The organism is Silvibacterium dinghuense, from assembly GCF_004123295.1.
Taxonomy (GTDB): domain Bacteria; phylum Acidobacteriota; class Terriglobia; order Terriglobales; family Acidobacteriaceae; genus Silvibacterium; species Silvibacterium dinghuense.
The window spans coordinates 249,341-261,750 of sequence record NZ_SDMK01000001.1 but is presented as its reverse complement, the minus strand read 5'-3'; the positions used below and the strand labels follow the sequence as shown (position 1 = coordinate 261,750).

The following is a 12,410-nucleotide window of genomic DNA, read 5'->3' as shown; positions in this document are numbered from 1 at the left end:
TCGTTCTCCAAGTGATTGATAAGGCAATGATTAGTGGATGTATCGTCGCGTGGCAGTGAATTGGCTTTCCATGCCGACGGGCTGGGCTGATTCTGCGGCTGAGCCTCCGTGTGAATCGAGAGGCGGAATGATGAGGAGATAACAAAGTGACACGCAAGCTCTGCTTCCTGCTGTTCTTGCTCGTGACCTGCTCCGCCGCGTCGGCCTTCGGCCAGGCCAATGCTGTCGATGCCGCTGTGAACGGCTACGTCTTTGATCCTTCACGCAATGCGATTCCCCATGCTCACCTGACCCTCACCAGCATGAAGACCGGGATCAGCCAGAATGCCGAGAGCGACGGTCAGGGATACTATCGCTTTCCGCTGGTTCCGGTGGGCACATACCAGCTGGATACGGTGGCAGATGGGTTCCGGCACAGCACGCTGCAGGGAATCGTGCTGAATGTCGGGCAGGAGGCGCGGCTCGATGTTCCGCTCGAGCTCGGTGCGACCAGTCAGACTGTGGAGGTGCAGGCCGAGGCGAATATTCTCGATACCGGAAGCTCGACCGTCGGTACGGTGCTCGATCAAAAAGAAGTTGAGAACCTGCCGATCCTCTCACGCCAGGTCTATAACTTCCTGCTGCTCTCGCCGGGTGTCATCGGCATGCCGACCAGCACCTTCTCGACCACGCAGTTCACCTTCGGCGGCACGGAACGTTCGCAGTGGAACCTGGACGGTCTTGACGATACCCAGCATGGTGGCAACCGGCAGATCCGCCTCATCATTGTGACGCCGGAGGCGGTCGCGCAGACGCAGACTCTGGCCAACGGCTACTCCGCAGAGTTTGGCCGTGCAGCCGGCGGTCAGATCAACGTAGTCATGAAGTCGGGAACGAACCAGTTCCATGGCTCGGCGATAGGCCAGTGGCGTGCCACCGACATCCAGGCGATTCCCACGCTTGAAACCGAGCAGCCGGATCGCAGCTGGAACGACGAGGCCTTCACGCTCGGCGGCCCGATTCTCAAGGACAGGCTCTTCTTCTTCGGGCAGTTCGAGAACAATCCCTATACACTGCCCAACGCGATCACCATTACTCAAGCCAATGCCGAGGCTCTGGGACTGCCCAGCGATGAAATCGGCACGGCTCCGTTCGGGGAGACCTACCGCACGCTGGTAGGCAAGACGGACTACAAGCTCGGCAAGCGGAACAGCGGCTATGTGCGTTATGCGCGCTTCACCAATCATCAGCCCAACACCGCCAGCGGGCTTGCTATTGTCGATCGCGGCGCGCGCTACACGGACCACCAGAACGGCGGTGGTGCGCAGCTGGCTACGATCCTTTCCGACAGCATGTTGAATGAGTTTCGCGTGGGCGTGATTCAACGCGACACCGAGGATACGCCTGTGGTCAGCAGCTCACCGGCCGGAGACGTACTGATCAATATCAGCAGCGTGGCCGACATCGGCTTCAGCGATCTGACGACGACCACCACCACCGAACGCAGCACCAGCGTGGTGGACAATCTGACCTGGACCCATGGCCGTCACACGATGAAGTTTGGCGCCGAGTACGACCATGAGCTGTTTGCGAATCTCTCGGCAACGGCTCCCACGTTCACCTTCAGCGGTCTTGCGGCAGAGAACGGACGCGGGGCGGTCAGCGCTCTCGATCAATATCTCTACACGGTCGCTGGTGATACCGATCCGGCCACGGGCAATCCTTATACCTATACCAACCTCACGGCTTATAGCGGTGACCCGAGCATCCGTATGGCATTTAATTTCGCCTATGGCTTTGCTCAGGATGAGATCCGTCTGCGGCCCAACCTGAATGTGAACGTCGGCGCGCGCTATGAGGTAATCCTGTTCCCAACCTTCGATTCGCTTGCTCCTTATCCGCTTTCACGCAGCGTACCGAACGACTACAGCGACATTGCGCCTCGCTTCGCCTTTACGTGGTCGCCAGCCAACAACCAGAAGACGGTCGTTCATGGTGCCTACGGCATGTTCTACGATGTGCCGGGACTTTCGACCTTCTATAGCGCAGGCCAGATCAACGGTCATCGCCTGCTCAGCTATCTCGTCACCGGGGGAACGACTGGGGCTCCGACTTTTCCCAATGTGCCGAACCTGAGCGGCAGCGGCTTTGAGGTCAAGCCCAGCATCACCGCCTTCGCTCCCAACTTTCACGATGCCTATCAGCACCAGGCCAATCTTCAGGTGGAGCAGGAACTGCCGTGGAACCTGCACCTGACCGTCGGCTATATGTTTGCCGGCCTGCGCCACGGTCTCTATTACGCGGATACGAACCTGACTCCCACCGGTCAGCATCTTGCCGATGGCCGGCCAACCTATGAGGGTACCGCGAAGCGCCCCAATACCGAGTTCGGCGCCATTAACCTGATTCACTCCGGTACGAGCGCTAACTTCAACGGCGGTTTTCTGACACTGAACAAGCGTATCTCGAACGGGCTTGAATTCACGGTCAACTACATGTACTCGCACGCGCTCAACGACAACATCGGCGAAGGCGGCAGCATCACCGATCCGTCGGACCTGCATCGCGACTATGGCAATGCGGACGCCGACGTGCGGCATAACCTGGTGCTGCAGGGACTCTATCAGCCAACCTTCAAGGCCTCGCCCCTGCACTGGATGAATCAGTTCGAGCTATCGACCATCTCGTATCTGAACTCCGGCTTTCCGATCAACGTCACCGCGGGCACTGACTTGAACAACGACGGTGTGGTCAACGACCGTCCTCTCTTTGAAAGCCGCAACAGCTATCGTGGCCGAGGCTTCTCGCAGATCAGTATGCAGGTGAAGCGCTACTTCAATATCGGTGAATACGTGAAGGCCTCCGCTTATTTCGGCGCCGAAAATCTGTTTAACTCCAATAACCTGAGCTGCAACACCACAACCGGTTGCACGGGGGCCGTCGTCAGTACAGCCAATTCGAGCGATCTCTTCCGCGAGACTGCAGCTGGAACCTCGCGTAACGCGCAGGTTGGTTTTAGCGTGAAATTCTGAACTGCCCGATGGACAGGGCTGTTCCTGCAATCCGCAGCCCTGTCGTTTTTCTGCCGCTTCAGCTATCGAATTTGTGAAAATATCCCCCCTGGACACTATGTTTCGAACGATTGTCTCTGTATTTCTCGGTGCCGCTGTTTTTACCTCGAGCGCATGTGCGGCCTCAGCGCCTGAACCCCGGCCTCTGCCTCTGATAAATCCGTTGGCAGATAAAAATTTCTATCTTCTCTCCCTCTTTGATCGGCAACCGGAGTTGCAAAAAGCCCTGGTTCATGACGCTGCCCTCGCGCAGTTCGCCCGGCAGCGAATCGCAAGGAGCGCTGCTTGCAAGAACGATGCGAATTGCATCATCGCTGCTGCTCTCTGGACCGATGATGACGCAGCGACCACTGCGCACGAGTTGTCCGGGCTTTACGCACGGGATGCTGCCTTCCGCAAGGCTCTGAATGACGCGCTGCCGGCAAGCGGTGCTTATGCGCTTTATGGAGACCGTGCACCAGTGGATCTCCTCCAGCAGGCGTGGCTCACCTGCGTCCGAGGTATGAACGAGATTCTTACTGTCTATGGCCAGGGACACGATCCCCGATATCCAAAAATTGACTCCGCATCGGTTGATATGCACACCTCTGCATTCCAGCAGGCGGTTGCAGACTGGCAGACGAAATCTGCGGGTGCTGGAGGCCTGTTCTTCGAGCCAGCCATGCAGCTCTCTCTGCGCCTGTTACTGCTCAACCGTCGTGATGAGGCTGCGCGCTTTGAACCGATCGAGAACAGTGAGAATCGGGCTGCGTTGCAGGGTATGGCGCAGGTTTCATGGGGAAAATATCCCTATTCTGTGATTGTTGTTCCGGGAGCAGGCCCGGAGGACTACCAGACTGCGCTCTCAAGTGCAGGTCGCGAGCGGGTAAGACTCGCCGCGGAGGCATATCGCAAGGGCATGGCTCCCTTCCTTCTTCTGAGTGGCGGTTATGTTCATCCCTCGCAGACACACTATGCCGAGGCGATCGAGATGAAGAAGGTGCTGGAGCAGGAGGAGCATATTCCGGCATCCTCGATCCTGGTAGATCCTTTTGCCCGGCACACAACAACGAATCTTCGGAATGCAGTGCGAGAGATCTATCGGTACGGCATGCCGGTTACGCGGCCGGTTCTGATTGTCTCAGATCCATTGCAGACGGCATATATCCTGGCTCCGTTTTTCTCTGCACGATGTGAGAAAGAGCTCGGCTACGTCCCATACACTTCGCTTAAGTTCATCTCGACGACGGAAGTGTCGTTTCTGCCGAATCTTGACTCACTGGAACAGGATCCCATCGATCCTCTCGATCCATAAATTACATCGATCTATCAATGAGGCATACCGCGGCGATCTACCTTGATGAAGATGGATCACCGCAGTGGCGTGTGAAAGACGGCTATCGAAGGATAAATGTAGCTTTGAGGTTAGCCAGAGAAGAGTCGCCGGCCCAGAGGGTATAGCTCCCTGGTTCCACCACCCATTGCTGCTGAGCATTCCAGATTTGAAGATCGCGTGGTGATAGCTCGAAGGAAACTGTTTTCGTCTCTCCGGCCTTGAGATGCACGCGCAAGAATCCTTTTAATTCCCGCTCCGGTGTTTCGACGCTGCTGAAGTCACGGCGCAGATAAAGCTGCACCACATCGTCGCCATCTCTCGATCCATCATTTGTGACATCGACGGTTACATGTACTTCAGCATTGTCTCCTTGCTTTGAGGGCATTGCTGCAAGCCGGTCGTAGTGGAATGTGGTGTAGCTCAAACCCCAGCCGAACGGGAATAAGGGCTTGCCATCATCATCGACGTATTTATGCACGCGAGATGGATCGGAGCTGTAATACATCGGCAGCTGTCCTGTGCTCTTGGGGAACGTGATCGTAAGATGGCCCGCCGGATTGTTGTCGCCGAAGAGCGTCTCCGCAATGGCCTGACCGCCGAATTCTCCCGGATACCATGCCTCCAGGATGACTGGTATGTGCTGCTTTGCCCATCCGATAGTTAATGGCCTTCCATTTTCCAGAATGAGCACCATCGGCTTGCCCGTTGCTGCGACTGCCTCAAGCAATGCTTCCTGGTTGCCCGGCAGATCGAGATTCATGCGGTCGAACCCTTCGCCCTCCACTCCCTGCCATTCGCCCATTCCGAGGATTACGACGTCAGCCTGCTTCGCCGCTGCAACGGCGGAAGCAATATCTTTTCCGTCATCGAACGTTACAGAGGCTCCGGGCACCTCAGCCTTGACTCCGTCGAGAATACTTATCCGCTTGCCATTTGTTTCGCGCTCGTAGTCTCCATACCGTGCGATGTTTCCATTCGGACCGATCACGGCAATACGCTGGATTGTCTTTGCGAGTGGAAGAAGATGGTTCTCGTTCTTCAGAAGCGTCATGGACTCGCGCGCAGATCGAAGCGAGAGTGCAAGATGCGCAGGCGCGCGTTCGGTGCGCGCCATCAATGCTGGGTCCACATAGGGGTGATCGAACAGCCCCAGCATGAATTTCACGCGCAGCACACCGCGAACGGCGCGATCCAGATCTTTTATCGGCAGAGAGCCGGAGCTGACGCAGTCCTGCAATGCCTTTTGAAATACCTCGTGATCGAAATCGTAGAACTGCATGTCCACGCCGGAACGGATGGCGAGGCACGAGGCTGCCTGGGGCGACGGTGCGACACGATGGTCCTCATACAGTCTGCGGATCGCTCCCAGATCGGATAGAACAAAGCCTTGAAATCCCCACTCACCGCGAAGAATCTGCTTCAGCACGAGCGGGTCCGCAGTCATGGGGATGCCGTCGATTTCGTGATACGCGGCCATCGTGCTCATCGCATGGCCTTCTCGAAATGCAGGCTCAAAGGCTGCAAGCATCTCGGTGCGCAGTTCACGCTCGCCCATGTGAACGGGCGAGGTATTCTGTCCGCCTTCCGGAGAGCCGTGTCCGACGAAATGCTTTGGCTCCGCAATCGTTGTGTGGTCGCTCGCAAGCGTGTCGCCCTGCATACCGCGAACATAGGCCAGGCCGAGCTGACCTGTTAGATAAGTGTCCTCACCGAAGTCTTCCTCGACTCGGCCCCAGCGCGGATCGCGTGCAAGATCCAGAACCGGCCCGAGAATCATATGGACTCCATGCGAACGTGCCTCGGAGGCAATGGCCGCGCCTGTTTCGCGGGCAACGTCTCGATCCCAGGTTCCTGCCAGCCCGATCGGCGCCGGAAAGACCGTCCCGGTGTCGTACCCATGCAGCCCTTCTTCAATGAACAAGGCCGGGATTCCAAGCCGGTTATGGGAGATCACCCACCTCTGGATCGCATTCGCCTGCTCCGGAGTCGGATTCAGGTCATGAACAGCGCCGACCCCGAGATCGCCCCACAACGTCTGGGCCTTTTCGGGAACAAATACCGCATCCAGTGCAGCGTGGGTGTCATCGGTATGCATGCTCATGATCTCTCGGGCACTTGAGTACATGTCGAGTTGGCGAACTTTTTCCGGAAGCGTCATTCGCTTCAAAAGGTCGTTTACTCTCTCCTCCAGCGGAGCTCGAGCATCCCTGTATTGCGCGCCTGGTTTTGCCTGCGCATGAGCAAGAAGCGGCGATACCATCAACAGGGTCGATAAAAGCCGATATCGAACCGTTTTTCCTCGGAATGCCGGGATGACGCCACTTGCTCTTTTGAGGTTCCTGCTCATGCATGCTCCGGATCATGGATTCTGGCTCGATTTTCGAACAGCCGCGAGCCATATCCAGCCTATATAGAGAGGCGAGTCGATGAGTCAACCGCCCCCAGGCTGTTCCTGGAGATCGAGCGCCATGGGAGACGCGGGCTATGGCGAAAGAGATGCGATGACGGACTCCATCGCGCTCCTATCTTTTTACAAATTGAAATAAAGAACGAATACCCTTGGGACTCGCCCAAAATATTCGGAACAGACGATCGGAATGCAAATGCGAATGATCCAGGGATTGAAGTGGAGCCGGAGAGAATTCTTGTGGCGAGCTGTCGTCGCTGCTTTCTGCGTGGGCCTGTTCCCGTGTGTCCAGGCGCAGACAGCGGAGGCTATCCATGCTGTCCACACCATCCAGATCGATTCCGTGGGCAATGGGCCCGGCGCCACTGCGATGCGGCAGAGATTGATCCAGCGATTGAAAAAGAGCGGAAGCCTGGAGGTCGTCGAGAAAGCTCCGACCGCGGATGTTACCTTGCGCGGCACATCGAGCATCTGGCCGACGGGTGTCGTCTCCCTCAATCCACGTTCGAACAGCTCCACCGTAACGAATTATCAGGGGTATCTGTCGGTGGAGGCTGTCAGCAGGTCAGGTGAGGTCCTGTGGTCCTATCTTGTGACGCCTACCCGCTTTCATACCACCAGCATTACGAACGACCTTGCAGACCAGATCGCTTCGCGTCTGCTACAGGCGATTCATGCCGGTGTTGTGGATCCCACTTCTCCGGCTGCTGAAGCAATGACAGGGCTGCATTTGCGTGCTGCGGGAGCTACGCTTCCGGCGCCACTCTATCGGAAGTGGTTTGAATCCTCCGGCATCTCCATCACTTATGACGCAGTGGGTTCTGAAGCAGGAATTCAACAACTCAAGGATGCCAAGGTCGACTTCGCGGCATCCGATATGCCCTTGCGCGAGGATGCTTCTCCGGCGCAACTTCATCTTGTGCAGATTCCCACCGTGCTGGGAGGCGTGGTGCCGATTTACAACCTGCCTGATCTGCACGGCAGCCTCCGGCTGACACCGGAGATTCTTGTCGGCATCTATGCGGGTACGATTCGCAAGTGGAATGATCCACGGATTCTTGAAGCCAATCACGGGGCTCATCTTCCGAATGCGGATATCAGAGTGGTTCATCGCTCGGACGGGAGCGGCACGACCTTTGTCTGGACGAGCTACCTTTCGCTGAGCAGCCCTGAGTGGAAGAACGCGGTGGGGAGTGGGACTCATGTGAGCTGGCCGGTAGGCACAGGTGCGACTGGCAGTGAAGGTGTCACGGCGCTGGTTCAAAACACACCGAACTCCATTGGCTATGTCGAGTTGATCTATGCCATTCAGCATCAGTTGAATTACGCTCCCGTGCGCAATCCTGCCGGCCGTTTTATCAAGGCTGACCTTGTCAGCATTACCGCTGCTGCCATGGGTGCAGGCATATCTCCAGGCCAGGGGCAAATCCTTTCCATACTGAATGCCTCGAACAAGGATGCTTATCCGATCAGCACTTTTACCTGGTTGCTGATTCCGACGCAGGGCATAGAGCCGCAGAAGAAAGATGCAATGACTCGATTATTGTCGTGGATGCTGACAACGGGACAAAAGCAGTGTGCCTCCCTCGGATATGCACCCCTGCCGCATGATCTGGCAGCGCAGGAGCTAGAGATCATCCGGGCACTCAAGTAGGCATAGGAGATCTGTCTGCGAGCGAAGCAGGGAAGTTCCTCGCTCTGTCGCGAACGGAATTCGGCTGGCCCCATCGTTCGTGACAGGGAATATATCCGCAATCTGATTTTCGAGGTGTGATTGGTGGTCGCAGCAGGATTCGAACCTACGACTTCTTCCGTGTGAAGGAAGCACTCTACCGCTGAGTTATGCGACCCGGGGTGGGTTCGATATTCAGATTAACATTCGATGGGCCTTATGCCAACTCTTGGAGGGGACAAGGCTGTGGATCGCAGGCACAAAAAATGGCCTGCTCCTGACTCTTGCGAGTCGCGGAGCAGGCCGTATTACCGTTCATTCTCTGCCGGTTTTTAGAACTGGAAGCGTGCAGAGAATTGCAGGCGCCGCATCGAGGTTCCATCCTGCGAGGCGACGATGTCGTTGATGAGGCCAGAGGTGGTCGAGCCGCAGTCGACGCAGGCGTTGGGCTGGCCGAGATTGGCATGGTTGAAGGCGTTGAAGGCCTGCGCCTGAAGCTGCATATTCAGCTTCTCGGTGAGGAAGAACTTCTTCGTCAGGCCAAGATCGGTGTTGATGAGGCCAGGACCCCAGAGCGAGTCACGCTCGATGTTGCCAAAGGTGCCCGGATTAGGACGGCTGTAAGGACCTTCCACCTGGCCGGCGGTCGCCAGCGTGGGGTAGTTGGGGAAGTAACGGACGGTATGAGCTACCGGATCAAATGAGCCGATGTGCATGTCGGCACCCAGCTGTGAGCCAACCTTGTTCGGGCGGCAGAGCGTTCCGCCAGCGCCGTCTACGTCCTGATCTTCGGTGCACAGGCTGTAGTACGGAGTGAAGGGCAGGCCGCCTTCCCAGGTGAGCGTGCCGTTGAGGACGAAGCCGCCGATGATCTGGTTTACCCAGCCGGGGACGTTGCTGCCCACCAGCTTGTTTTTGCCAAAGGGCAGATCCCAGTTGCCGGCGGTGACGAAGACGTTGCGGCGGTTGTAGTAGCTGTTGCCGTAGTCAGCGCGCGAGTTCATGAAGAAGTAATCCGACTCGTTGGCGCGGGCGTGCGACCAGGTGTAGTGAGAGAGCAGCTGGAAGCCCTGCGAGAAGCGCTTCTCATAAACCACCTGCAGGGCCTGGTAGCTGGTGGTGGCCTGGTTGGCGTTATAGCGCAGCGACTGCGTCCAGCCGTAAGGCGCACCGAATTTCACACCGAGTTCGGACTGTGCCGTGCCGTCATAGTAGGGCAGCCGTTCGTCGTAGGTGTATGCCACACCGGTGTTGGGATTGATCGGCAGGTTGCAGCCTGCGGGAGCATTGCTGCAATCGAAACCGGCCAGTGTGTTCTGGTTCGGGTTTGCCTGGTTCGACGAGTCGAACATGTTGTGGATGCCATGGCTGCCGATATAGCCAATCTGCAATGACGAGGTTGCACTGAGCTGCTGTTGGACCATGAAGTTCCAGGCATCCAGCGTGGGGATACGCATGGTCAGCGGACGCGTTGGCTGTTCGATGCCATCCGGCAGTACATAATTGCCATTCGTCGGGATTGATGGGAAGGTATACGACGGAGGACCGTCGGTCAGGTTGAAGTTGTAGTAATAGGAATTCGGGGCGTTGAGGTTCTGGACGATTGCCGTTGGATAGGAGAAGGTCAGCACCTCACCGAAGGTGTCACCCGACCAGCCCATGCCGTAAACACGGCCGTATCCGGCGCGGACGACCGTATTGGGGCGTACCTGCCAGGCCACGCCGAGGCGCGGAGCCAAGTGTGCATACTCCATGTTCACGTTCATGGAGTTGTTGTAGCCGCCGTAGCCCGCAATGCGGACATCGCCCGTATTCAGGTCAAGCAGGCCGCCCTGGCCCTTGCCGGCAACCGACTCGGGGAAGTAGAGCTCCCAGCGGAGTCCATAGCTAAGAGTAAGAGTCTGGGTGGCGCGCCACTGGTCCTGCGCATAGAAGAACATGCGCTTCTGGCGTTCGGCAGCGCTGGTGTTCTGCAGCTCCGTACGATAGAAGCTGTAGACATCGCCCAGCATGAAGGTGGCAAAGCCGAGGCCCTGGCTGCCGGTACCGGAGGTGACCGTTCCCGGAAATTCGAATTGGCCGGAGAGCAGGTTGTTGTTGTTGACGCCGACCAGGTGGTTCATGGCATAGCGAATATCGGCGCCGAACTTGATGTTGTGGTTGCCCACCGAGTGGGTCCAGTTATTCACGCCCTGGAATTGGCTCTCGGTCTGGAGGTAGGTCTCCGCCGAGGTGCCATAGGTGACGGTCGAGCTGCCGTTGGAGCCGTTCGACGGCACGCCGATCTGGAATTGCGGCAGCCCGCCGGTAAGCGAGAGGTCGCCCTGGTTTACACCCGGGATGCCCAGAGCGGTGCCGAGAGCCTGGTCGTAGTCCGGGCCTTCCTCATTGATGTGCAGACGGAACCAGCCGAAGCGGAAGTCCGTAAGCCAGCTATTGGAGAGGGCATAGTCGCCTCCGGCGGCCACGCTCTGATCGAGTGCAGTGTCGGTTCCGGCGAAGTCGCTCAGTCCGTAGCCCGGACCACCTGCTGCGCCAAAGACCGGATCGCCATCGAGGTTCGAGTTGAAACGGGTATAACGGCCGAAGGTGTGGAACTTCGGAGTGATCTGGTAGTCGATGCGGACGTCGAACTGGTCGGTGTTGAAGCCGCCCGAGCCCGAACCGGCATAGTTGTCATAGATGCTGCCGTTGCCATAGTTCGGGAGCGGCATGTCTTTCATGAGGTTGATCGCCGGGGTGGAGAGACGGCTCGCCGGAATGATGTTGTCGGTAAAGGCCGTACGACCGGTCAGGCCGGATGTGTTCGTCTCGGGATCATAGACCTGATAGGTAGATCCGCCGCTGAGCGAGGTATTGAGGTAATCGCTCAGGTTGCAGTCGCCGGTGGTGCAGCTGGTGTGTGCGAGTGCTGTGGGTACGGTGGTCAGGATCGTGGTGCCGGTCTTCTCGCGCAGGCCCTGGTAGTCGCCAAAGAAGAAGAGCTTGTCCTTGAAGATGCGTCCGCCGAGGGAGCCGCCGAACTGGTTGTGGACGAAGGATGGGATGGAACCGGAGCCGATCTGGGTGAACGGGTCACGCGCCTGCTGTGCATCGGTGCGGCGGAATTCGAAGGCTGAACCGTGGAAGTCGTTGCTGCCCGAACGGGTCTGCGCCGTGACCAGGCCGGCGACCGCCTTGCCGAACTCGGCGTCATAGTTCTGCGAGGTGACCTTCATTTCCGAAACGGCATCGAGGTTCGGGTTGATGACTGCCACGCCCTGGATGGGGTCCTGGTTGTCCGTGCCGTCCAACTCATAGCCGGTGGCGAAGGGCAGCTGGCCGTTGACCTCGATCTGCTGGCTCTGCTGCGGGTTGGTCGACTGGCCGACGCTCCACCCGATATAGGTAGTGCCCGGGGTCAGCAGCTCAAACGAGGTGAAGTTGCGGCCCAGGTTGGGGAGATCTTCGATGGCGCGCGTATTCAGGACGGTGCTGACGTCGGCGCGGTCGGTCTGGAGCAGCGGAGCGGCCCCGGTCACCTGGACGGTCGTCGTAGCCGAGCCGATCTCGAGCTTCACGTTCACCTTGGGGGCGGTGTCGGCATACACCACCACGCCCGGTACCGCGCTGGTCTGGAAGCCGGAAGCGGCGACAGTCACGCTGTAGGTGTCCGGAATGAGGTGGTCCACGCGGTAGTCGCCGGTGGGATTCGTCTGCACATTTACCGAGGTGCCCTTGGTGGTATCGGTGATGGTGACAGTGGCTCCGGGAACCACGGCGCCGGTGTTATCGGTGACGGTGCCAAAGATGGATCCGTAAACGGCCTGCGCGAAGGCGCTGGATGAGGAGAAGAATCCAAAAGCGAAGATCAGCAGCAGGGCTGCCAGGGGGGCACGGCTGGAAAAGCACCGCGCGGGGCGGGGACGGTCTGGTAGGGACATCACTTACCTCCAAAATGTAGAGCAGCGTATGTGAAGCCCCCGG

The 12,410-nt window shown here is 58.0% G+C and carries 6 protein-coding genes and 1 tRNA gene; 3 read left to right on the top strand and 4 right to left on the bottom strand.

The annotated features are described in order from the left end of the window. Nucleotides 1–146 precede the first annotated feature (146 nt). Nucleotides 147–3,011: a TonB-dependent receptor gene (locus ESZ00_RS01025; RefSeq protein WP_129206317.1), complete on the top strand. Its 2,865-nt coding sequence runs from the start codon at nt 147–149 to the stop codon at nt 3,009–3,011. A gap of 163 nt (nt 3,012–3,174) precedes the next feature. On the opposite strand, the gene ESZ00_RS19975 is transcribed toward ESZ00_RS01025, so the two are convergent. After that, nucleotides 3,175–3,588: a hypothetical protein gene (locus ESZ00_RS19975; protein ID WP_164981273.1), complete on the bottom strand. Its 414-nt coding sequence runs from the start codon at nt 3,586–3,588 to the stop codon at nt 3,175–3,177. 39 nt (nt 3,589–3,627) lie between these two features. On the opposite strand from ESZ00_RS19975, the gene ESZ00_RS19970 reads away from it, so the two are divergent. Beyond that, nucleotides 3,628–4,344, top strand: a complete 717-nt coding sequence (locus ESZ00_RS19970) for a YdcF family protein (RefSeq protein ID WP_164981272.1) — start codon at nt 3,628–3,630, stop codon at nt 4,342–4,344. Between the two features lie 82 nt (nt 4,345–4,426). Here ESZ00_RS19970 and ESZ00_RS01015 read toward each other — a convergent pair whose 3' ends face one another. Then, complete coding sequence (locus ESZ00_RS01015; RefSeq protein WP_268235268.1) at nt 4,427–6,523, bottom strand: glycoside hydrolase family 3 N-terminal domain-containing protein; 2,097 nt, start codon at nt 6,521–6,523, stop codon at nt 4,427–4,429. A 487-nt stretch (nt 6,524–7,010) separates the two neighbouring features. Here ESZ00_RS01015 and pstS point away from each other — a divergent pair, with 487 nt between their 5' ends. Next, nucleotides 7,011–8,426 (top strand): phosphate ABC transporter substrate-binding protein PstS, encoded by a 1,416-nt coding sequence (gene pstS / locus ESZ00_RS01010; RefSeq protein WP_229740868.1) that lies wholly within the window; start codon nt 7,011–7,013, stop codon nt 8,424–8,426. Between the two features lie 121 nt (nt 8,427–8,547). Here pstS and ESZ00_RS01005 read toward each other — a convergent pair. Together ESZ00_RS01005 and ESZ00_RS01000 are read right to left on the bottom strand one after the other, a co-directional pair. Then, nucleotides 8,548–8,622, bottom strand: a tRNA-Val gene (locus ESZ00_RS01005). Nucleotides 8,623–8,776: 154 nt separating this feature from the next. Beyond that, nucleotides 8,777–12,367 (bottom strand): TonB-dependent receptor domain-containing protein, encoded by a 3,591-nt coding sequence (locus tag ESZ00_RS01000; RefSeq protein ID WP_129206314.1) that lies wholly within the window; start codon nt 12,365–12,367, stop codon nt 8,777–8,779. Between the last annotated feature and the right edge of the window lie 43 nt (nt 12,368–12,410).